Source organism: Janthinobacterium sp. P210006 (genome assembly GCF_036231885.1).
Lineage (GTDB): Bacteria > Pseudomonadota > Gammaproteobacteria > Burkholderiales > Burkholderiaceae_D > Janthinobacterium > Janthinobacterium violaceinigrum.
This window is the reverse complement of sequence record NZ_JAZARD010000005.1, coordinates 350,269-372,173: the sequence shown is the minus strand read 5'-3', so window position 1 is coordinate 372,173 and position 21,905 is coordinate 350,269. Positions and strand designations below refer to the sequence as shown.

Annotated in this window: 21 protein-coding genes; 8 read left to right on the top strand and 13 right to left on the bottom strand. The window is 65.0% G+C overall.

The window, feature by feature from the left end:
- Nucleotides 1–97: 97 nt before the first annotated feature.
- From VPH41_RS24915 to VPH41_RS24900, 4 genes are all read right to left on the bottom strand, one after another.
- Nucleotides 98–778 carry a beta/gamma crystallin-related protein gene (locus tag VPH41_RS24915; RefSeq protein WP_152258076.1) on the bottom strand — a complete coding sequence of 227 codons (681 nt, stop codon included), beginning with the start codon at nt 776–778 and terminating at the stop codon, nt 98–100.
- A 160-nt stretch (nt 779–938) separates the two neighbouring features.
- The gene (locus VPH41_RS24910) at nt 939–1,904 is read right to left on the bottom strand and encodes a beta/gamma crystallin-related protein (protein WP_193317648.1); all 966 of its coding nucleotides are present in this window, start codon (nt 1,902–1,904) and stop codon (nt 939–941) included.
- A gap of 102 nt (nt 1,905–2,006) precedes the next feature.
- Nucleotides 2,007–2,867, bottom strand: coding sequence for a beta/gamma crystallin-related protein (locus VPH41_RS24905; protein ID WP_328571855.1), 861 nt, complete (start codon nt 2,865–2,867; stop codon nt 2,007–2,009).
- 179 nt (nt 2,868–3,046) lie between these two features.
- Nucleotides 3,047–3,718 carry a beta/gamma crystallin-related protein gene (locus VPH41_RS24900; RefSeq protein ID WP_328571854.1) on the bottom strand — a complete coding sequence of 224 codons (672 nt, stop codon included), beginning with the start codon at nt 3,716–3,718 and terminating at the stop codon, nt 3,047–3,049.
- Between the two features lie 189 nt (nt 3,719–3,907).
- Here VPH41_RS24900 and VPH41_RS24895 point away from each other — a divergent pair, with 189 nt between their 5' ends.
- From VPH41_RS24895 to VPH41_RS24885, 3 genes are all read left to right on the top strand, one after another.
- A complete protein-coding gene (locus VPH41_RS24895) occupies nt 3,908–5,299 on the top strand; it encodes an MATE family efflux transporter (protein WP_328571853.1) in 1,392 nt (463 codons plus the stop codon).
- A gap of 20 nt (nt 5,300–5,319) precedes the next feature.
- Nucleotides 5,320–6,159 (top strand): PhzF family phenazine biosynthesis protein, encoded by an 840-nt coding sequence (locus VPH41_RS24890; RefSeq protein WP_328571852.1) that lies wholly within the window; start codon nt 5,320–5,322, stop codon nt 6,157–6,159.
- Between the two features lie 191 nt (nt 6,160–6,350).
- Nucleotides 6,351–8,558: a S9 family peptidase gene (locus tag VPH41_RS24885; protein WP_328571851.1), complete on the top strand. Its 2,208-nt coding sequence runs from the start codon at nt 6,351–6,353 to the stop codon at nt 8,556–8,558.
- 68 nt (nt 8,559–8,626) lie between these two features.
- On the opposite strand, the gene VPH41_RS24880 is transcribed toward VPH41_RS24885, so the two are convergent.
- The 3 genes from VPH41_RS24880 to VPH41_RS24870 form a co-directional block, all read right to left on the bottom strand.
- Nucleotides 8,627–8,812 (bottom strand): CsbD family protein, encoded by a 186-nt coding sequence (locus tag VPH41_RS24880; protein ID WP_077400637.1) that lies wholly within the window; start codon nt 8,810–8,812, stop codon nt 8,627–8,629.
- 174 nt (nt 8,813–8,986) lie between these two features.
- On the bottom strand, nt 8,987–9,622 hold the full coding sequence (locus tag VPH41_RS24875) for a class I SAM-dependent methyltransferase (protein ID WP_328571850.1): 636 nt from the start codon (nt 9,620–9,622) through the stop codon (nt 8,987–8,989).
- Between the two features lie 68 nt (nt 9,623–9,690).
- Nucleotides 9,691–11,754: a M13 family metallopeptidase gene (locus VPH41_RS24870; RefSeq protein WP_328571849.1), complete on the bottom strand. Its 2,064-nt coding sequence runs from the start codon at nt 11,752–11,754 to the stop codon at nt 9,691–9,693.
- A 184-nt stretch (nt 11,755–11,938) separates the two neighbouring features.
- On the opposite strand from VPH41_RS24870, the gene VPH41_RS24865 reads away from it, so the two are divergent.
- Nucleotides 11,939–12,766: an HDOD domain-containing protein gene (locus VPH41_RS24865; protein ID WP_152284802.1), complete on the top strand. Its 828-nt coding sequence runs from the start codon at nt 11,939–11,941 to the stop codon at nt 12,764–12,766.
- Between the two features lie 179 nt (nt 12,767–12,945).
- Complete coding sequence (locus VPH41_RS24860) at nt 12,946–13,242, top strand: flagellar protein FliT (RefSeq protein WP_152259626.1); 297 nt, start codon at nt 12,946–12,948, stop codon at nt 13,240–13,242.
- Between the two features lie 426 nt (nt 13,243–13,668).
- Here the strand turns inward: VPH41_RS24860 and VPH41_RS24855 are convergent, their stop codons facing one another.
- Nucleotides 13,669–14,808 (bottom strand): type IV pilus assembly protein FimV, encoded by a 1,140-nt coding sequence (locus VPH41_RS24855; RefSeq protein WP_328571848.1) that lies wholly within the window; start codon nt 14,806–14,808, stop codon nt 13,669–13,671.
- Nucleotides 14,809–14,980: 172 nt separating this feature from the next.
- Between VPH41_RS24855 and fumC the strand changes: the two genes are divergently transcribed.
- From fumC to VPH41_RS24840, 3 genes are all read left to right on the top strand, one after another.
- Nucleotides 14,981–16,375: a class II fumarate hydratase gene (gene fumC / locus VPH41_RS24850; RefSeq protein ID WP_328571847.1), complete on the top strand. Its 1,395-nt coding sequence runs from the start codon at nt 14,981–14,983 to the stop codon at nt 16,373–16,375.
- Between the two features lie 95 nt (nt 16,376–16,470).
- Nucleotides 16,471–16,692, top strand: coding sequence for an RNA-binding S4 domain-containing protein (locus VPH41_RS24845; protein WP_035825476.1), 222 nt, complete (start codon nt 16,471–16,473; stop codon nt 16,690–16,692).
- Between the two features lie 125 nt (nt 16,693–16,817).
- Nucleotides 16,818–17,102 (top strand): hypothetical protein, encoded by a 285-nt coding sequence (locus tag VPH41_RS24840; RefSeq protein ID WP_034759786.1) that lies wholly within the window; start codon nt 16,818–16,820, stop codon nt 17,100–17,102.
- 4 nt (nt 17,103–17,106) lie between these two features.
- Here VPH41_RS24840 and bufB read toward each other — a convergent pair whose 3' ends face one another.
- From bufB to VPH41_RS24815, 5 genes are all read right to left on the bottom strand, one after another.
- Nucleotides 17,107–18,729 carry an MNIO family bufferin maturase gene (bufB, locus tag VPH41_RS24835; RefSeq protein ID WP_328571846.1) on the bottom strand — a complete coding sequence of 541 codons (1,623 nt, stop codon included), beginning with the start codon at nt 18,727–18,729 and terminating at the stop codon, nt 17,107–17,109.
- An 18-nt stretch (nt 18,730–18,747) separates the two neighbouring features.
- Complete coding sequence (locus VPH41_RS24830) at nt 18,748–19,050, bottom strand: BufA1 family periplasmic bufferin-type metallophore (RefSeq protein WP_152285328.1); 303 nt, start codon at nt 19,048–19,050, stop codon at nt 18,748–18,750.
- Nucleotides 19,051–19,361: 311 nt separating this feature from the next.
- Nucleotides 19,362–19,562, bottom strand: a complete 201-nt coding sequence (locus VPH41_RS24825) for a YjfB family protein (RefSeq protein ID WP_152259671.1) — start codon at nt 19,560–19,562, stop codon at nt 19,362–19,364.
- A gap of 57 nt (nt 19,563–19,619) precedes the next feature.
- The gene (gene mobB, locus VPH41_RS24820) at nt 19,620–20,144 is read right to left on the bottom strand and encodes a molybdopterin-guanine dinucleotide biosynthesis protein B (RefSeq protein WP_328571845.1); all 525 of its coding nucleotides are present in this window, start codon (nt 20,142–20,144) and stop codon (nt 19,620–19,622) included.
- Nucleotides 20,145–20,281: 137 nt separating this feature from the next.
- Nucleotides 20,282–21,808 (bottom strand): alkaline phosphatase family protein, encoded by a 1,527-nt coding sequence (locus VPH41_RS24815; RefSeq protein ID WP_328571844.1) that lies wholly within the window; start codon nt 21,806–21,808, stop codon nt 20,282–20,284.
- Nucleotides 21,809–21,905: the final 97 nt, after the last annotated feature.

Here is a 21,905-nt window from a genome sequence, read left to right as displayed (position 1 = left end):
AGAGTACACGAATTGGCCGTGACATAGCGTGCGCACAATACAACAGCGCCCGCGGAACATCGGTTACGCGGGCGCTGGAAAGGAAGCCTAAAAACGCCTAGCGCACGCGGCGCAGCGAGGAAATGCGGCGGTCGAAGCCGCCGTGCAGGCGGCCGTAGCTGCCTGGCCCCATCACCATGCAGCGGCCACGGAAGTTCGCGTCGACGCAGAATTCCCAGCGGCCGTAATTGACGACGATCGATTCGGCGCGGTCGTTGAAGCCATAGCGGCTCAAGTCGCGCACTTCGCGGTCCAGGCGCACGGGCCGGCCACGCATGCCCGCATCGGGGAACATCAGCACGGCGCCGTTCATGTCGGGACGGTGGCCGCCGCCATGGCCTGGATAGCCGGGATAGGGACGATCGGGCTCCGGACGCGGAGGACGGGGCGGATAGGGACGGTGATCGCCGCCGCCATGGCCCGGACGGCCCACTTCGCGCACGGAAGACACGGCGTCGTTCATGCCCGGCATGGTGTCGTAGCGGCCAGGCTGCAGCACGCGGCAGTTGCCACGGTAATTGGCGTCCTTGCACACTTCCCAGGTGCCCGAGCGCACGATGATGCTGGAGGTCTTGTCGTTAAAGCCCATGCGCGACAGGTCGCCCGTGTCGGAACGCAGGGTGACCGGGCGGCCGCGGAAACCGGCATCCTCGAACAGGGTGATTTCGCCCGCGGATGCGGCAAGGGGGGCGAGGAAGGTGGCGGCGCACAGCAGCGCGGGCCGGAAAGATCGAACCATGACAACTCCAATACTGATTACATTTTCGCCAGTGTAGTCCAGGCGGCAGGCGGCGAGTGTAACAAAGGGAAAGCAAATGTCAGCACACGGCAGGGAATGTAAAAACCGCCTGGCGGGATCAACCCGGCAGGCGGCCTGTCAGTACCGCGTCAAGGCGGCATCAGCGCACGCGGCGCAGCGAGGAAATCTGGTTTTCCATGCCGTTCAGGCGCCCGTATTCGCCCGGCCCGATCACTTCGCAGCGGCCGCGGAAGTTCGAATCGCTGCACACTTCCCACTGGCCCTCGTTGACGACGATGGACGAGGCGCGGTCATTGAAGTTGTAGCGCACCAGGTCTTCCGCATTGCGGTCCAGCGCCAGCGGTTCGCCGCGCATGCCCGCTTCGGGGAACAGCAGGACGGCGCCGCGCTGCTGGTACTGCGGATATTGCGGCTGCTCGTACTGCGGCCGGTCGTATTGCTGCTGGCGGCGCGCTTCGCGCTCGTCCACCATGCGCGCCGACGAGACGCGTCCATCGAGGCCGCGTCCCAGGTCGTCGTGGCGGCCGGGACCAAAGATGCGGCACACGCCGTCGTAGTTCGCGTCGCTGCACAGCTGCCAGTAACCGTTGTAGATGACGATGCTGGTGGTGCGGTCGTTGAAACCGATGCTGACGAAATCGTTCGTGTCGCGGTTCAGGCGCGCCGAGCCGCCATTCTGGCCCGCGCCCGAATACACTTCCAGGACGCCGCCGCGGCCATAGCCGCCGTTGCCCCGGTCCGGGTCGCGCCCCGGGCGTCCCGGGTTATAGCCGTCGCCGCGTCCCGATTCGCGCACCGAGCTGATGGCGTCGTTCATGCCCGGCATCGAGCGGTATTCGCCTGGTCCCAGGGTGCGGCAATTGCCGCGAAAGCCGGCATCCGTGCACACGTCCCAGGTGCCCGAACGCACCATGATGCTCGATGTCTTGTCGTTGAAGCCCATGCGCGACAGGTCGTCCGTCGTCTCGCGCAGGGTCACGGCGCGGCCGCGGAAATTATCATCCTCGAACAGGGTGATTTCGCCCGCATGGGCACCGGCGTGGGCCGCCAGTGACAGCAGCAGGGTCGCGGCGCATGCCAGCACGTGTTTGAAAGGGCCCTTCATGATTAACTCCATTCTTCATTCTTTGGTGATGATACGCCTGGCGATTGCGCCAGGGTGTTATTGTAACAAATACAAGGCCTCGGCGAAGGCCCGATCGCGCGCTCAGTACAGGCGGCGCAGCGAGGAAATGCGCTTTTCCAGCGTCGTGCCCAGGGTTTCATACTTGCCAGGTCCCCTGCGCTCGCAGGTGCCGTTGAACTGCGAGTCCGTGCACACTTCCCAGGTGCCTTCGTTGATGACCATGGAGGCAGCCTGGTCGTTGAAGTTCAGGCGCACCAGGTCGTTGACGTCGCGGTTCACCTGCAGCCCGGGCCCATTCAGGAACGCGCGGCCGTACAGCACCACCAGTCCCTCGTTGTTTTGCGGACGGTTCTCTTCGCGCGGATCGACCATGCGCGCGGACGACACGCGCCCGCTCAGGCTGCCCAGGTCGTCGTGGGTGCCAGGCCCGAACACGCGGCAGCTGCCGCGGTAGTTGGAATCGCTGCACAGCTGCCAGTAGCCATATTCGATGCGCGCGCTGCTGGCGCGGTCGTTGAAGCTGATGTCGACCAGGTCGTCCCGGTCCGCGTTGATGCCGGCCGACGCGCCGCGCTGGCCGCCGTCCGCATACAGCTCCAGCGCCGCGCGCCGACCGCCGCTGCTGCTGCCGCCAATTTCGCGCACGGATGAAATCTTGTCGTTCATGCCCGGCATCGAGCGGTAGTCGCCGCGTTCCAGCGTCTTGCAATCGCCCTTGAAATCGGCATTCGTGCACACTTCCCAGCTGCCCGATTCGACCTGGATGCTCGACGCGGTGTCGTTGAAATTGACGCGCGACAGATCATCGGTCGTATCGCGCAAGACCACTACCCTGCCCTTGAAATTATCGTCGGTGTACAGGCGGATCTCGCCGGCCTGCGCCGCGAGGTGGACAAACAGCGAACTGGCGCACAGCAGGGCAAAAGCGAACGGGCGATTCATGGGGCGGTCTCCGGTGGCGGCAAAAGTAAGTGATCGACATGACAACTGATGCCAGTGTAGCCATCCGCAGAAAAAACGGTGTAACAAAGTATGAGAAAAGGACAACAAATTGTTACCAAAAGCAATAACCAGCCCTGCAGGGGCCGGTTATTGCCATTTGGCTGACGCGCTGCCCCGCGTCAGCGCACTTCGCGCACCGAGGAGATGCGGTTGCTCAGGCGTTCCAGGTTCGCGTATTCGCCGGGACCCAGAGTGCGGCAACGGCCGCGGAAGTCCACGTCCTCGCACACTTCCCAGTACCCGGCGCGCACGCGCACGCTCTGCGCCGTGTCGTTGAAGTCGCGTTCGCGCAGATCGGGCGCGCCATTGCGCACGGTCAGGCTGCGGCCGACAAAGTCATCGCGCGTGTACAGGGTCAGTTCGCCGCCCAGCGCGCGGCCCGGCAGATAGCCGCGCTCGCGGTCACGTTCCCGGTGCCCGTCCCACTCGCGTTCGCGGCCCCAATCCCGGTCGCGTCCAGGGTAGCCGCCGCCCCAGCCGCGCACTTCGCGCAACGACGTGATCTTGTTGGCGCGGCCATCGAGCGACGGGTAGTCGCCCGCCTCGAGCAGGAAGCAGGCGCCGCGGAAATCGGCGTCCTCGCACGCCTCCCAGCGCCCCGAGCGCACGCGGATGCTTTGCGTCGTGTCGTTGAAACGGAGGGCTTCGAGGTCGGGGACGGCATCGCGCACGGTCTGCGAGCGGCCCAGATAATCGTCGCGCGAATACAGGGTCAGTTCGCCGGCGCCGGCCAGTTCGGCCGTCATGGCGGCGCCCAGCAGCAGGGCACAGTTCAAGGCTTTCTTCAACATGGTCTTACTCCATAGTCAGGATAGTACGGTGTGACTATTTGGTCATCTTGCCAAATAGAGCGCGCAGTCTATCCGCGACTGGCATTCTTAGCTGTAACAAATGATTACCGCGGCCAGGCCCCCGGGGCCTGCGGCGGACAAGCACGGCGAATGCCGGTAGAATCTTGTGTTTAGTCAAGCTTTCCGTCCATGCCACACACTACCTCGTTCACCCTGCCCGCCATCCGCACTGAAGTGTCCTCGCTATGGAAGCTGGCCTGGCCCATCCTGATCGGCCAGCTGGCCACCGTCGGCATGGGCGCGGCCGACGTGGCGATGACGGGCCACACGAATCCCGAGGAACTGGCGGCCGTGTCGCTGGGCGCGGCCATCTGGTCCATCGTGCTGGTCACCGTGAGCGGCATCATGATGGCGATCAATACGCTGGTCGCGCATGAAATCGGCGCCGCGCGCCATGACCGGGTGCCGCACATCGTGCGCCAGTCGCTGTGGAAGGCGCTGCTCGTCGGCCTGGTGGCCTGCCTGCTGACGAACATGGCGGCGCTGGTGTTCGACCACCTGATGCTGGAACCCGCCGTGGCAGCCAAGGCCAAGCTGTTCGTGCACATCATCAGCTGCGCGCTGCCGCCGTTCGCCGCCTACCGCGCGCTGTACGGCTACAGCACCAGCATCAACCAGACCAAGCCCGTGATGGTCATCGCGCTGGCCGCGCTGGGCCTCAATATCCTCGTCAACTACCTGCTGATCTACGGCCACTGGGGCATGCCGAAGATGGGCGGCGTGGGCTGCGCCGTGGCCACCACCTGCTGCGTGTGGATGATGCTGCTGGCCATGCTGGCCTGGATCAAGATCGCCCCCGCCTACCGCGCCACGTATCCGTTCACGCACTGGGAATGGCCGCAGCTGTCGTCCATCGGCCCCATGCTGCGCCTGGGCCTGCCCATCGGCGTGACCTACTTTGCCGAAGTGAGCGCCTTTGGCGTCATCAGCCTGCTGGTGGCGCGCTTCGGCGTGATCCAGGTGTCGGCGCACCAGATCGCCCTCAATTTCTCGTCCGTCGTCTTCATGGTGCCCCTCACTTTCGGCATCGCGCTGGTCACGCGCGTGGGCCATGCCGTGGGCGAAGCCAACCTGCGCAAGGCCCGCTTCATTTCGTGGGTGGGCGTGGCCATGTCGCTGACGGCGGCCATCGTCTCGGCCACCGTCATCACCGTCTTCCGCCACCAGATTGCGCAAGCCTACACGTCCGACCCGCAGGTGCAGGCGCTGTGCGCGCAGCTGCTGCTGTTTGCCGCCCTGTTCCAGCTGTCCGACGCCACGCAGGTGGCGACGTCGTGCGCGATCCGCGGCTACAAGGTGACGCGCCAGCCGATGCTGATCCAGCTGCTGGCCTTCTGGGGCTTCTCGCTGCCGATCGGCTATGTACTGGGACTGGCGCCGGCCGGCTTCCCCTGGTCGCCGGCCGAGCCCATGGCCGCCGCCGGTTTCTGGATCGGCCTCGTCACGGGCCTGACGGTGGCCGCCGTGCTGCTGACCTGGTACCTGAACCGCCTGTCGCTGCGCCGCATGCGCGAAGCCTGATACCCCAACGAGGAGCCGCCATGCCGCAAGTACGCCCATTCAGGCAAGTCGATGTCTTCAGCAAGGTGCCATTCATGGGCAACCCGCTGGCCGTGGTGCTCGACGCAAATGGCCTGGACGACGCGCAGATGCTGGCCATCGCGCGCTGGACGGGCCTGTCGGAAACCACCTTCGTGCTGGCGCCGCGCGACCCGGCAGCCGACTACCGCGTGCGGATCTTTTCGCCCGAGATGGAGTTCCCGTTTGCCGGCCACCCGACCCTGGGCACGGCGCACGCCCTGCTCGACGCGGGCATGCAGCCCAAGGGCGCGCGCATCGTGCAGGAATGCGGCGTCGGCCTGGTGCAGATCGAGCGCAGCGCTGACGGCGTGCTGGCGTTCCAGGCGCCGCCCTGCACCACGCGCGCGCTCGCCCCCGCGCTGCTGCCGCTGCTGCAAGCGGCGCTGGGCGGCGGCGCAGCCGCTTGCGGCACCGTCGTCGAGATGGGCATCCGCTGGCTGTGCGTGCCATTGGCAAGCGCGGCGGACTGCCTGGCCGTGCGCGCCGACATCGCCGCGCTGACGGCCTTGCTGGCTGCCGCCCGGGCGGACGGCCTGGCGCTGTATGGTCCGCACGACGCGGGCGGTCCGGCCGACTACGAAGTGCGCGCGCTGCTCAGCGAACACGGCGCGCTCGTGGAAGACCCCGTCACGGGCAGCGCCAACGCCTGTATCGCGCAGCTGCTGGCGGGCGCCGGCTACCGCGTGCGCCAGGGCACCTGTTTGCAGCGCGACGGCCGCGTAGCCGTCAGTTTCCGCGCTGGCCACGCATGGATAGGCGGCGCATGCCTGACCGTGATCGCAGGTACGATATTGGCCTGATCACGGAAAAGCGCCATGGAATGGGCGGCTGTTGGATATTTTTGACGAAGGAAATACGGCCAGGACCGTCTTATTCCGTGGCCCGGGCTATCGCATAAACAGGCACGCTCTGGTATCGTCTTACGCTTAGGCAACGCTCAAGCTCGCCTCTACATGCAGTGCCATTCATTCCTCCAACTACCGAGACATCCATGCGTTTTATTCTTTGTTTTCTGGCCGCGATGGCCAGCGTTCCCGCATCGGCTGAAAAGCTGACCCTGGAACGCATCCACGCCGATCCGGCGCTGGCCGGCCCCGGCGTGCGCAACCTGAAGGTTTCGCCCGACGGCGAGCGCGTCACGTTCCTGCGCGGCCGCGCCGACAACCAGTTCCAGCTCGACCTGTGGGAATTCAAGCTGAAGGACAAGAGCACGCACCGCCTGGTCGACTCGAAGGCGCTGGTGCCGAATGAAACGATCTCGCCCGAAGAACAGGCGCGCCGCGAACGCGAACGCACGGCCAGCCTGAACGGCATTCTCAGCTACAGCTGGTCGCCGGACGGCAAGCAGCTGCTGGTGCCGCTGGCCGGCAATCTGTACCTGGTCGATGCGGCCCACCCGGACAAGGCGCGCCTGGTCGCCAAGGGCAATGTGCTGGACCCGAAAATCTCGCCGAAAGGCCGCTATGTGTCGTTTGTGCGCGATCAGAACATCTATGTGATCGACCTCAAGTCGGGCAAGGAACGCCAGCTGACCACCGACGGCAAGGGCACCATCCGCAACGGCGAAGCTGAATTCGTGGCGCAGGAAGAAATGGGCCAGCGCACCGGCTACTACTGGGCTCCCGACGATTCCGCCATCGCGTATAAACGCTATGACGAAGCGCCCGTGCCCGTCGTGCGCCGCTTTGAAATCTTCGCCGACCGCACCGACGTCGTGGAACAGCGCTACCCTGCCGCCGGCGATCCGAACGTGCTGGTGCAGCTGCTGATCGTCTCGCCGGAAACGGGCGCGCAGCGCCAGGTGGATTTGGGCACGAACCCGGACATCTACCTGGTGCGCGCCGACTGGAGCGCGGACAGCAAGTCGCTCGTGTACCAGCGCCAGTCGCGCGACCAGAAGACCTTGGACCTGGTAGCCGTCGATGCGGCCACCCTGGCGCAGCGCACCCTGCTGACGGAAACGTCGAAGACCTGGGTCAGCATCCATGACGACCTGCACTTCCTGTCGAACGGCACCTTCCTCTGGTCGTCCGAGCGCACGGGCCGCAACCACCTGTACCTGTACGACATGGGCGGCAAGCTGCTGCGCCCGGTCACTTCGGGCGAATGGGGCATCGACAGCGTGCTGGCCGTGAATGAAAAAACCGGCAAGGTGTATGTGTCGTCGAACCGCGATGCCGTGATCGACAAGCAGACCTACGCGCTGGCGCTGGACGGCAGCATGGCCGACAAGCCGCAGCGCGTGACGAAAGCCGACGGCTGGCACGACACGAAATTCTCGAGCAATGGCGAAGTCTTCGTCGACACGTATTCCGACCCGGCCACGCCGCCGCAAGTGAGCATCCGCCGCCCGGACGGCGCCATGGTGGGCTGGCTGGAAGAAAACGCGCTCAATGCCAGCCACCCGTACGCCAAGTACAAGGCCGACCACCTGCCGACGGAATACGGCACCCTGAAGGCCAACGATGGCCAGACGCTGTACTACTCCATCGTCAAGCCATCGAACTTCGACGCGGGCAAGCGCTATCCCGTCTACCTGTCGACGTATGGCGGCCCGCATTCGCAGCACGTGGCTCGCCGCTGGGGCAACAACTTCGACCAGTACATGGCGCAGCAGGGCTTTGTCGTCTTCCGCCTCGATAACCGCGGTTCGTCGCGCCGCGAGCGCGCGTTCACGGACGCCATCTATCACAACCTGGGCGCGGCGGAAGTGGCCGACCAGCTGGTGGGCATCGACTGGCTGGGCAAGCAAAGCTTCGTGGACGCGAAACGCATCGGCGTGTTCGGCTGGAGCTACGGCGGTTTCATGACCCTGCGCTTGCTGTCGGCCGCGTCCGACAAGATCGCCATGGGCGTCTCCGTGGCACCCGTCACCGACTGGTCGCTGTACGACACCCACTACACGGAGCAATTCCTCGGCATGCCGAAGGAAAACGTCGACGGCTACAAGGCCAGCACCGTGTTCGCCCACCTGGACGGCCTGAAGTCGCCGCTGCTGCTGGTGCACGGCATGGCCGACGATAACGTCCTGTTCAGCAACAGCACGCGCCTGATCGACGCGCTGGTGAACCGCGGCGTGCAGTTCGACCTGATGACGTATCCGGGCGCCAAGCACGGCATTTCGTCGCGCGCGGGCCAGCGCCACGTGTACAAGAAAATCGAGATGTTCTTCAAGCAAAACCTGGGCGTCGCGAAGTAAGGCGCGCCCCAATAAAAAACCGCCGCCTGTCTCGCGACAGGCGGCGGTTTTTTTATGCGTGCGCCAGATTACGGTTTGCGCGTAACGGTTTCCACCGCATCTTTCACGTCGCCGACTTTCTTCTGCACTTTGCCTTCGACCTGGTTTGCCAGGCCCTTGGCTTGCTGTTCTTCGCTGCCGACGATCTTGCCAGCGGCTTCCTGGATTTTACCGCCGACTTCCTTCAGTTTACCTTCGACTTGATCTTTGTTCATGATGGATCCTCACTGTAGTTGGTACATCTGTTGTCCCGCCCGCAAGGGCCGGTACTGCGGCTCACACGCTGTTGCAAACTGCTTGCTGCGTGTCGATGTGTCCATACTACGGGGTGGGGGATCAATGCTCTGTACGGTTCCTAACACATGGTCAATATGCGCGAATGTCGGCGATCACGCGGGCTTGCGCCACACGGTGGCCAGCCACGGCTGCTGGTCGCGCGGCAAGCCCGGCGGGCGGTAGTACTGCTCGACCAGGCTGAAGCCGGCCGCCTGCACATACGCGGCCCACGTTTCCTCGTCGTGATAACTGCCGTAGCGCGCGCCATTCCAGCCTTCCTGGTTCTGTCCGCGCGGGTTCGAGCTGAACAGCACGCCGCCCGGCTTCAAACAGGCGTACAGGGCGCGCAGCACGGAGGGCAGGACGGCGCTGGGCACGTGGAACAACACGGCATTGGCGAACACGCCGTCGAAGTGCGCGGCCGGCAAATCGAGGTCGACGAAATCCTGCTGCCACACGGTACAGCCGCTGTAGGCGCGCGCCATCTCGACGAAGCTGGGGCAGCCATCGACGCCCGTGGCATGGTGGCCCATGGCCGTGAACGCCTTCAGATCGCGGCCAGGGCCGCAGCCCAGGTCGAGGATCGCCAGGGGCGCGGGCTTGCCGATCGCCTGCAGCAGCGCGGCGATGTTCTGGCTGACGTCGTGGTCGCGCGTGCCTTCGAAAAACTGCGCGGCGCTGGCATCGTAATGGGCCAGGGTGCGGCCCGTGATGGCGTGGATGGGATCTTGCGGTGGGGTTGGCTTCATGGCGATCCTGTCGGTATATGCCGCCATTTTACGGTGCCGGCGCGCTGCGCGCCGGCACCCCTTTATAACTACCAGACGCGCACGCGCTGTTCCGGCGCCAGGTACAGCTGCTGCCCCGGCTGGACGTCGAAGGCCGGATACCAGGCGTCGAGGTTGCGCACGGTAGCGGCGCGGTATTGCGCCGGCGCATGCCCATCCGTGAGGATTTGCTGGCGCGCCGCCGCTTCGCGCGCCTTGCTGCGCCAGCTCACGCCATAGCCCGTGAAGAAATCGCGGTCCGCGCCCGCCTGCGCCGGCTTGCCCTGCTGCGACAGGGTGAACGCGTCATGCGCGGCCGCCACGCCGGCCAGGTCGGCCAGGTTTTCGCTCAGGGTCAGCTGGCCATTTACGGCCAGGTCGGGAAACGGCTTGTAGGCCGCGAACTGCGCCACCAATTGCTTGGACGCGGCCTGGAAATGCGCCAGATCCGCTGGCGTCCACCAGTCGCGCAGCTTGCCCTGGGCGTCGAACTGCGCGCCCTGGTCATCGAAACTGTGGCTGATCTCGTGGCCGATGGTAGCGCCGATGCCCCCATAGTTGGCCGCATCGGACGCAGCCGGATCGAAGAACGGCGGCTGCAGGATGGCGGCGGGGAAATTCAATGCATTTTGCAGCGGCAGGTTGACGGCGTTGACCAGCTGCGCCGGCATGGCCCAGGCCTTGCGGTCCGGAGACTGGCTCAGCTTGGCCAACTCCTGCCGGTAATGAAACTGTTCCGCCCGCTGCACATTGCCCAGCGCATCGCCGCGCACCACGCGCAAGCCCGCATAGTCGTCCCAGCGTTCCGGATAGCCCACGCCCACGTACAGGGTCTTGAGCTTTTCCTGCGCCTGCGCCTTGGTGGCCGGCGCCATCCAGTCCAGCTTGTCGATGCGGCGCGAGAAGGCGGCAACGATATTCGTCACCATGTCTTGCACGCGGGCTTTCGATTCCGGTGGGAAATAGCGCTCCACGTACAGCTTGCCGACGGCATCGCTGAGGGCGGCATTCGTCGCGGCCAGCGCCCGCTTGCTGCGCAGCGACTGCTGCGGCGTACCGCTCAGGGCGCTGCCATAGAAGGCAAAGCGCTGGTCGGCGGCCGCCTTCGGCAAAATGGTGCTGAAATGGTTGATCGTATGGAAGGCCAGGAAATCCTTCCAGGTAGCCAGCGGCACGCTTGCCACCAGCGCCGCGCTGCCCGTCATGGCCGTCGGGTGCCAGACGATGAAATCCGTCTGCGCGCCCAGGCCGGCCGCCTGGAAGAAAGCCTTCCAGTCCAGGCCCGGCGCCTTGCTGGCGAAGTCGGCGGCGCGCCACGCATTGTTGCCCTTGGCGACATCGGCCGAATCTTCACGGCTGGCGTGGCTCGCGGCAATTTGCTGCTCGAGCGCAAACACGCGCGCGGCACGGGCCGGCGCATCACTGTAGCCGGCCTGCTTGAGCATGGCGGCGATATGCGCCTGGTAGCCTGCGCGCAAGCCCTGCATGCGCGCGCTGTCGCCCTGGTAGAAGGCGCGGTCGGGCAAACCCAGTCCGCCTTGCAGCAGATAGGCCACGTTGCGCGTGGTGTCGTTCAAGTCTTGCGCCACCCACAGGCCAAACAGGTTTTCCGTATAAAAATTCGTGGCATTGAGGGGGTCCACGTCGGCGCGCAGGCTCTCGCCCAGCGCGCGGGCCAGTCCGGCCCGGTCGTGCACGGCGTCGATCTTCTTCAGCAGCGGCTTGATCGGCGCCCAGCCTTTCGCTTCGATAGCCGATTCATCCATCCAGGAACGGTAAAAATCGCTGACCTGGCGCGCTGCCGCGTCCGTCTGTGGCGCCGCCGCCAGGCCTTCGACGAGGCCGATGATGCGCTCGTTGGTCGAGTTGGCGAGCATGGCGAACGAGCCCCAGCTGCTGCGGTCGGCGGGGATCTGCGTGCTGCGCAGCCAGTCGCCGTTCACGTAGTCATAGAAGTCGTCGCCGGGCAAGACTTTCACGGGGGCGGCGGCCGTGTCGCCGGCGGCCTGGCCGTGCGCCTGGGCCGGCAAACCGGCCAGCGAGACGCCGGCCAGGGCGAGGACAATGGCAGCCTGGACTGGCGTCCGGGACCAGGAAAAACGCAAACCGTGCATGGCGATCCTTTCGATCAAATAGCTGAAAATGAGCTGACAATGTGCTGACAATAAGCTGTAACCAGGGCTGAAATCATAGCGTGTTTCCCGCCCAAAAACCGCTGCTGAACTTTTTTGCCCGAGCATAAAAAATCAGCCTATAGTTTCACGACCCCCGTGCCGCGTGTACGCCAAGGAGATTGCCATGCAACTGGAAGCGCTGTTCCAGCATCCCCACGCCCTGCCTGCCGCCCCGAAGATCGTCGATGAACTGGTGCGCAGTTTCGACAACCCCGCCATTGCCACGGAAGACATCGCGCGCCAGCTGGGAGCGGACCCCGTGCTGAGCGCCAAGCTGCTGCGGCTGGCCAACTCGGCCTATTACCACGTCTCGCGCAGCATCGGCACGGTGGAAGACGCCGTGCTGATGCTGGGCTTTGTAACCGTGCGCACGCTCGTCATCAGCTCGGGCCTCGTCAGCGGCTTCAAGACCGTGCCCGGCCTGAACCTGCAGCAATTCTGGCGCTACAGCCTGCACAGCGCCGTGTCGGCCCGCTGGATCGCGAGGCAGACGGGCGACAACCAGGACCTGGCGTTCACCATCGGCATGATGCATGCGATCGGACAACTGGTGATCCATGCCGCCATGCCCGAGCAAGCCATGCAGCTCGACAAGATCGCGCCCCCGCTCGATGCGCGCCGGCTGGACGCGGAACGGGTGTCGCTGGGCTATGACTATGCGCAGGTGGGCGCCGAACTGACGCGCCGCTGGAAGTTCCCCGCCGCCTTTGCCGAAGCCATCGCCGCCTTCCCCGATCCGCTGGCCAAGCCGCCGTTGAACCGCCTGGCCGCCATCGTGCATCTGGCCGCCTGGCGCGCGCGCATCGATGAAAACCAGTTGAGCAATGAGGAAATCATCGCCTGCTACCCCAGCGACGTGGCTGAAGCGCTGGGCTTGCCGCCCTCGGTGCTGGTGGACAAGATGCCGCCGCCGGCCGAACTGAGCGCGGGACTGGAAGAACTCGTCAAATAAATCTGCCGCCGCCGGACTCGCCACCCCAGCATCCATGCGGCTTGGCGGGCGATTCCGGCGCTTCGCCGGAAATCATGCAAATTATTTTCACTTTTTTTTCAAAAATACCCTCAAGTTCCCGATCAGCACGCCGTTAATCTAGACAAGCGGTAATCCATTCACTAGTTACGGGTGTGCTCATGACCTCCAACGACGTTCTCTCGATGTATGAAAATATTGCAGGAATGACCAATAAAATGGTCGTGGCCGCACGTTCGAGCGACTGGGATGGCCTCGACACCCTGGAAAACCAGTGCGCCAGCGCCGCCAGCACGGCCATGACGGGCAAGGTGCCTGCCCTGGCCGGCGCCTCGCGCCTGCGCAAGATCGACTTGCTCAAGCAAATCCTGGCCAATGACCGCGAAATCCGCACCATCACGGAACCGTGGATGACGCAGTTGTCGAATGCAATGCCGGGCTCGCGCGCCCGCATGTAAATAAGCAAGTAAGCAAGCAAGCGCCAGAAACAGCAAAAGCACCCGCGGGTGCTTTTTTTACGTCTGCCGCCTTGCCGGGAGCGTGGCATCGGCGGCGCGCGGGAAACAAGGAGGGGAATTTGGAAGGCGAGCCCCAGGTATCTCCTGGCGTCGCCTCGCTGCCGGTTGCATCCGGCGTTCGCGAGCACATCGTCGGCATCGCAAACCGCTTCCAGACCCAGGCGTTTATGCAACGCTACACCTGTTTGCCGCGCCACACTATCGTTGGTGACTGCGCCAGGCTGGGGCTGTTTTGTCGTAGAGCAAGTCCACTGAATTAATCATATCACCATATTTAAGAAACAGGCAACACGCGATACAAGCATTTTTCTGTCTTTTTTCAATATCTTTTTTTATATCAAATTCCAGCCCCGCCTTGCCCTGCCCTTAACGAGAGAACGGCTCCGCTTCCGGCTCGGCCGCCTCTTCCTCCACCGCTTCCGTCAGCACGGGCACATCCTTCTTCTTGCGGCCGAATGGCTTGCGCAGCAAGACCCAGTATTTCGATGGCGCACCCGGCCCCGCCGCCTGTTTGCGCTTGCGCACGACATACGCGACGAGCGCCGTCAACAGCAGGAAGGCCAGTGTGCCGATACCGAGCCACAGCAAGCCATTGCCGCCTGCCTTCTTTTCCTTGTCCGCCGGGGGCGCCGCGTGCAAAGGCTTGGGCTTGGCATGGGGCGCGTCCGCCACGGCCGGCGCGGCGACGGGCGCAACGGAGCCAACGGTGGCGGCCGGCAGCGCCAGCGCCTTTTGCAGGGCGCCGATCTTGCCCTCCAATTCACCGAGCTTCTCATTCAGGGCCGTATTTTTTTCATCCAGCGCCACGCACGCTTGCGCCTCCCCCATATTGGCCTGCGGCGCGCACGCGGCCGCGGGCGCCGTGGCGCGGCGCGCTGCCAGCGGATGCAGTGGCGTGGAAACCGGCGCAGGCACGGCCGGTGGCGGCACGAACATGCGCGCCGGCCGCACCAGGCCTTCGGCGCGCGCGCGGGCTGCCAGCGCGGCGGCATCGGGCGCCAACGCGGCGGAAGCGGTGCGCGGCAATGGCAACGGCACGGGCACAGGCGCGGGCGCGGGCGCGGGCGCCGGAACGGCGGGCCTGGCTGGCGCGCTGGCGGCGGGCGGCGCCGGCGTCAGCCACAAGGTGCCCAGGCGCACGATGGCCCCACTCCCATTGCCCAGCAATAAATACAGGTGCACATGGCCTGCCTGGATCGCTTGCCGCGTGCTCACGCGCACATAGTGGCGCCCAGCGCGCTCCAGCGGACTGATCGTCAAGGTCTGCAGGGCCGGATCCATGCCGATGCCGCCGCCCCGGTACACATCGGGCGACGCCAGGCGCACGGCCACGCCGCTGGCTTCCTCGGGCGCCAGGGCCGTCAGTTCGATCTCGGCCAGCAAGGGCTGGCCCACATGCGACAGCACGACCATGTCACCCAGTTCGGCCGCCATGACGGGCGGCAAGGCCAGGCTGGCGGCGGCGCACGCGATCAGGGACCAACGGGGAAGGATGCTGCTCTGCATGGACTGATCGCTTTGATAACAGGATAAATAAGGGCTACTCGCCTCTCTTTAACGGCAGGAAATCGCAAAAATATAGATGGGCCAGGGCAAAAATGATGCAATACAGCATCATCCTGTGCCTTTTTGACGTCTGGAGTACACTCGATCCACCTCCATCGATGAAAGGGATGCCATGAGTAGCAGAATCGAACGCGACAGTTTCGGCCCGATCGACGTACCCGCCGACCGGCTTTGGGGAGCGCAAACGCAGCGCTCGCTCGAGCACTTCCATATCTCCACGGAAAAGATGCCGCCCGAACTGATCGCCGCCCTGGCCACCGTCAAGCGCGCGGCCGCCCACGTCAACCTGGACCTGGGCCTGTTGGATGGCAAGAAAGCCATTGCCATCACGCAGGCAGCCGACGAAGTACTGGCCGGCAAGCATGACGCGGAATTCCCGCTGGCCGTCTGGCAGACGGGGTCTGGCACGCAAAGCAATATGAACATGAACGAAGTGCTGGCCAACCGCGGCTCCGAGCTGATCGGCGGCTTGCGGGGCGCCGAGCGCCTGCTGCACCCGAACGACGACGTCAACCTGGGCCAGTCCTCGAACGATATCTTCCCCACCGCCATCCACGTGGCGGCCGCGCTGGCCGTCGCCAACACCGTCTTGCCGCCCTTGCGCCAGCTGCGCGCCACCCTGGACGCGAAAGCGACGGAATTTGCCGACATCGTCAAGATCGGCCGCACCCATTTGCAGGATGCGACCCCGCTGACCCTGGGCCAGGAATTTTCCGGCTACGTGGCGCAGCTGGACTTTGCCGAGCACATCATCACTGCATCGCTGCCGCCGCTGCTGCAGCTGGCCGCCGGCGGCACGGCCGTGGGCACGGGCTTGAATGCCCATGTGGAATTTGCCGGCCGCATCGCGGCAGAACTGGCGCGCCTGACGGGGCAGCCGTTCGAGACGGCCAGCAACAAGTTTGCCGCGCTGGCCGCCCACGATGCCCTGGTCGCCGCCCATGGCGCGCTGAAAACCCTGGCCACGGCCCTGATGAAGATCGCCAACGACGTGCGCTGGATGGCGTCCGGGCCCCGTTCCGGCCTCGGCGAAATCACCATTCCCGAGAACGAGCCGGGCAGCTCCATCATGCCGGGCAAGGTCAACCCCACGCAGTGCGAAGCGCTGACCATGCTGTGCTGCCAGGTGTTCGGCAACGACGTGGCCATCACGGTGGGCGGCGCCTCGGGCAATTTCGAGCTGAACGTCTTCAAGCCCTTGATTGCGCACAACTTCCTGCAAAGCGCGCGCCTGCTGGGCGACGGCATGCGCAGCTTCGACGAGCATTGCGCCCACGGCATCGCACCGAACCGTGACCGCATCGCCGAACTGATGGAGCGTTCCCTGATGCTGGTCACGGCCCTGGCGCCCCACATCGGCTACGACAAGGCGGCGCAAATCGCCAAGCAGGCCCAGCACGAAGGCACGACCTTGAAGGAAGCGGCGCTGACCCTGGGCTTTGTGACGGAAGAGCAATTCGGTGCGTGGATCGTGCCATTGGAAATGACGCGCCCCAACAAAAGCTGACTTCCACCCTGCATTGCTGGCGGCTTCAGGTAAACTATGACTTAGTTGAGGTCGTCATCAAGTGTTTAAAACACATCATTGCAATAAGGGATACAATGCAAAAAGTAAGCTTTGATTTAACATCCGAGTTCGTCGAGCTGAACCAGCTGCTGAAGCTGGTCGGCCTGTGCGACAGTGGTGGCGCAGGCAAGGTCATGGTCGATAGCGGCGTGGTGAAGGTCGATGGCAAGAAGGAATTGCGCAAGACCGCCAAGATCCGCGCCGGCCAGGTCGTCAGCGTGGGCGATATCCGTATCACGGTCGTCGCTCCTGTCTGACCCCGGCATGGGGCGCGAAAGCAGCCCCATGCATCGAGCCTGCACCGCTGCCAGCCCGGTTGCCTGGATCAAGCTGCAACACGTCGCTATTGTCAGACAAATATCGATTGCAGAGGGGAAGCGCCATGGACCATCCCGAACAAGGTACGCGCAGCCAGGAACGCCTGATCGGCGACTTGCGCCAGGTAATAGAAAACGCGGAAGAATTGCTGCGTAACACAGACAAATACACCAGCAGCCTGTACCAGAGCGCCCGCGCCAGGCTGGAACTGGCTCTCGTCGCAGCCACTGCCGAGCTTGCCCGCTTCGAAGAGGAGCAAGTCACGCGCATGATGGACGCCACCCTGGCCGCGAATGCCCTGTACCGCGATCAGACGGGCGAAGCGCGCCTGCTGCGGGCCTTCGAATAAAACTTCACGCCATCAACACCGCATGCGCCAGCCACTGGCGCAAGTGCGCCGCCAGATCGAATGCGGGATCCAGTTCAAACGCCGCATCGAGCGCGGCGCCAAACGTCTGCCCCTGCTGCAAGGCCTGCAAGGCGGCATGCGCAGCCCCATCCAGTAGCAGCACCTGCGCCTTCCAGCGTGTCCGGCAGACCAGTGCATGGCTGGCCGCCTGCATCTCTTGCGGAAACATTCCCTGACCTTCCCCTTCCTGATGGGCCTGCCACAAGGCCCCCACTTGCCAGTCCGATTCCAGCAAGGCGCAGGCGGGATGCAAGGCAAGACGGCGCGCTTCCAGCTGATCGGGAGGCATGGCGGCCAAGGCTTCGGGCGCCAGTGCCGGCGCAGCGGGCGCGTAATGGGCCCGGTGCACGGCCCATTCCAGGCGCGCCATGTCGGGCAGATACGGCAAGGCGGCCACATGCGGGAAAGTGGCCAGGAAATCGGCGAAACGGGCGCCAAACTGGTTCAAATCCGCGCTATCGGATGGCATCTGCCGGCCATACGCGCGCGCCAGACCGCCAAGGAATTCCTCGCCCACCAGCGCCAGCACGACGGGATAGGCGTGCGCCAGGGTGCGGCGCCAGGTGGCGCTCATATTGCCGCGATACAGTGCGAAGCGCTGCGGCACCGCCTCGCCCGCGAACGGTGGCAGGGTTGCCGCCGTATCGAGCAAGGCCGTGGCAAACGCTTGCTGGCCGGCCGCCAGCGCATCGCCCTCCGACACGGGCGGCGGCGGTACCAGCACAGCTCCCTGCCATGGCGCCTGCGGTGCATGGCGCGCCAGCATGGCCTGCGCCTTGCCCGCTTCGCCCAGCAGCATATCGAGGGCGGGCAAGTCCGTATCCCATTCGACCAGGGTGGGCACGGCGCCAAAACGCAGCAGTGCTGCCGCATACAAGTCCCAGACGGGAGCGGCCACGGCAGCGCCATGGTGGTCGATCACGGCATGCGGTGTTACCAGATGGCCGCCCAGGTGCAGCTCGCCCACACTGCCGGGCGCGATGGACTGCATGGCCGTCAAGGCATCTTCGCCGTGATTGCACTGATTCACATACAGATTATTGATATCGAGCAGCAGCCCGCAGCCGCTGCGGCGCGCCAGCTCCGCCAGGAATTGCGCTTCGCTCATGGCATCGTCGGCAAAGCGCAGGTAAGTGGAGACATTCTCCAGCAAGATCGGCCTTTTCAGCACATCCTGCACGCGCCCCACCCTGGCGCACAGCAAATCGAGGGCGGCGCCATTCAAGGCCAGCGGCAACAAATCATTGAGTTGCTGCTGCGCCACGGCGCCCCAGCACAGGTGTTCCGACACGAGGACCGGCTCGACGCGCTCCACCACGGCGCGCACGCGCTGCAAATGGCTGTCGGAAAAGCCGCGCGCGGAGCCCAGCCCCAGCCCCACGCCATGCAGGCTGAGCGGGTAGTCCTGGCGCAGGGTATCCAATACATGACTATCCCAGCCCGACGGCTGCAGATAATTTTCGGTATGCACTTCCAGCCAGCCCACGGGGGGCCGGCGTTCCAGGAAATCGCGGTAGTGCGCGGCGCGCAGGCCGACGCCGGCAAGCGCCTGGATGGGCTGCGGCATGGAAGGCTGGCGGGCGCTTTAGGGTTGCGTGGCCGGCTTGGCAGCCTTGCTGGCCTTGATGGGCTTGACGGAGCCGCCCGCCTGTTCGCACGTGCCCTTGGCAACATACGTCCATTCCGTGGGCAGGTTGTCCGCCTCCGCCTGGCCCGCGCAGGAATGCGCGCCATCGGACGAGGCGCAATCGTTCTGCCCGGCCTTGGCCACGCCGTAGCATTTTTCCTTGTCGCCGGGGGCGGGACCATCGTGCGCAGCCGCGTTGACGGTGGTGCCGGCACAGATGCCCGCGAGGGCGGCGGCGATGAGAGCTTGACGTTTGTTCATGGGGAATCCTCTTGCATGGGTCAAAGTAATCGGTAAGCGGTAAGCGATAAACAAGCGCTACGCCATGGCGCGCCTCGGGCTACGCCATGGGCAAGGCGCGGCCGTGGACGTCATTCTACTGAATCGGCCGTGCCATGGCGAACCATGGTCAATTAGTCAACAAGGCAGGGGCAGGCAGGCAGGGGCGGCGATGCCGGATACGGAATAGAAAAAACAGGGAAGAAAAAACAAACACGCCCACGCGCCACCGTCGGCGACGGTGGTGTGGGCATGGGTACGGCGAGCGCCAGGCTGGCGCCGCGTGACTACGCTCAGGCGGTCGTGTTGATGCGGTTACCGAGGTGAGCCGGCAGATTCGGCGCCGACTGTATCGGTGGCAACGCTTCCAGCAAGGCCGTGGCAGTCGAACTTTGAATATCCTGGGCTTTTTTCAGGACAGTCAAGCCGACGGCTTGCCGCGTGCCTGTCTCCGCCATCGTGGTTGACAGTTGAGCAATGCTTCCGACGTCCATACGTTTCTCCAATGAGGTTCTACCCCTGTTAACGGATGCCGCCGGCAAACCTTTAGCTTATTTTTCCAGTCTGTGCAGCAGCCAGGCCAGCACGTGCTCGCGCGCATTCAAGTCCAGCCATTGCACGCCGTCGCGCAAGTCCGCTGGCGCGGGGCTGTCCGACGCCACGGCGATCACATGCGGGTCATGCGGATACAGGGGCGCCTGCCCCACTTCCGGACGGAACACTTCCAGCTTGGGAATGGGGTCCGTCTTGAACCCCTCCACCAGGGTAAGGTCTGCCGGCCCCATGCGGGCCAGCTGCTGCGCCAGGCTGGGCTCGGGCGCACCGCGCAGCTCGTGCACGATGGCAAAACGGTACGGCGAGGCCACCAACACTTCCGCCGCGCCGGCCAGGCGCAGGCGGGCGCTGTCCTTTTGCGGCGGTTCCAGCGCCAGGTCATGGTGGCTGTGCTTGACCAGGTTGACGCGCAAGCCGCGCGCCGCCAGTTCCTTCACCACAAATTCCAGCAGGGTCGTCTTGCCGCTACCGGAACGGCCGATCACCCCGAGTACCGGGTGTGCGGGCATCGCATCGTGCATGGTCACTCCTTGATTGAGAAGGAATGATTATACGCAGCCCCACCCGCGCCGCCGCGTGGCGCAAGCGCCCTGCCTCGCCCAGGTCAAGCGCCGCAACAATTTCTGCAGGGCATAGCGCCTGCGGACGGCGTCCGGGCTCAGCGGCCGCCGCCATCCACCGTGCCCTTCGCGCGTCTCGCGCCGGCGGGCGTCCCCTTGCCGCGCCGCCCCTCGCGGGACTCGCCCTGCTGCGGCGTGCCGGCCTCGTCCGCCGGCCGCCGGCGCCGGCCTGCCGACTTCGGCGCTGTCTTGCCATTCGCCGCCTGCGCATTCCTGGCCGTGCGCGCCAATTGCCGATGCGCAGCGATTGCGCCCGCCTCGGCATCGGATTGCGCGGGCACGGGGCGCGCGGCGGCCCGCTCGCCAGCGGGCGCCAGGTCCGTCTCCAGCTGGCCGGCGGATGCGGGCGAAGCGAAATCCTGCGCCCGCACATCCGCTTCCCAGGCGGCGCGCTGCGCCGGCACCGTGGCGGGCACGGCAGGCGCCGCGCGGGGCTGCGCCAGGTCCAGCACGGCACCCAAGCCGCTGGCGGCCGCCACGCGCGCGCCCATCTGGGGCAAGGCACCGTCGGCGGCGCGGCAAAAGCGCTGCAAGATGGTTTTGATAATCGACGTGTGGTCGTACACCTGGTGGCTGACGCTGCCCGATGCGATCAGCGGCGACACGAGCAGCATGGGCACGCGCACGCCGTACTGGCGAAACGCCGGGTCGTCGTCCACGGCGGCGGGCGGCGGCACATGGTCGAAAAAGCCGCCGTGTTCGTCATAGCTGAGGATCAGCAAGGTCCGCGGCCAGGCCGGGCCGCGCGACAGGGCCTGGTAGACCTGCGCCACCAGCGCCTGGCCGGCGCGGATATCGGCCGGCGGGTGATCGTCATTGTCGAAGAAATGGGGATCGATCCAGCTGACCGACGGCAAGGTGCCCGCCAGCGCATCGCCGATGAAGCCATAGCGGCGCGCGCTGGAGCCGAAGGGCTCGTAGCATTCGGACGAGCGGTAGTGGTCGTCGCTAAAAGCCAGGCTCCAGGGTTTCCAGGCAGAATAAAACTTCCAGCTGACCTGGGCCCGGTCCAGGTGGCGCACGAAGGACTTGTTCACGTACAGGGGCACGCGCTTGCTGTCCTTGCTGCCGGCCGCCTTGCCGCTGATCGCATACAGGCGGTTGGGCCAGGTGGCGCCCGGCACGGAACTGTAGCAGCGGTCGCAGACGCAGAACTGCTGCGCCAGGAAATCGTACATGGGCAAGTCGGCTCCATTGTAATAGCCCATCACCAGGTCGATGTCGGGATCGCCCGGATGCGTTTGCGCATAGTCGTCGACGAAGCCGCCGTTATTGTTTTGCAATTGCTGCGCTACCGACGTGCCCGTATGCGACGGGTCTTGCTGCGGGCCGAAGGCCGTGCGCTGCAAATGGTGCACGCGATACGTCTTGCCAGCATGCAGGTTGGCATGGCCGGCCTGCAAGCCGTCGATGTCGGCGCGCTCGCCTTCCAGGCTCAGGTAGCCGAGCATGTGGTCGAACGAGCGGTTTTCCATCATCAGCACGACGATGTGGTCGATGCGCGCCAGGTTTCCCGGCGCATCCGCATCCAACGCACCCTCGGCAGCAGCTACGGCAGCGATCATCGGAACTCCCCGGCCACGCGCACGGGCGCAGCAATTCTGGTTCGACCAGGCCAGGCCAGTATCGTTCAGCTGCTACAGCCCGGCCTTGATGCGCAAC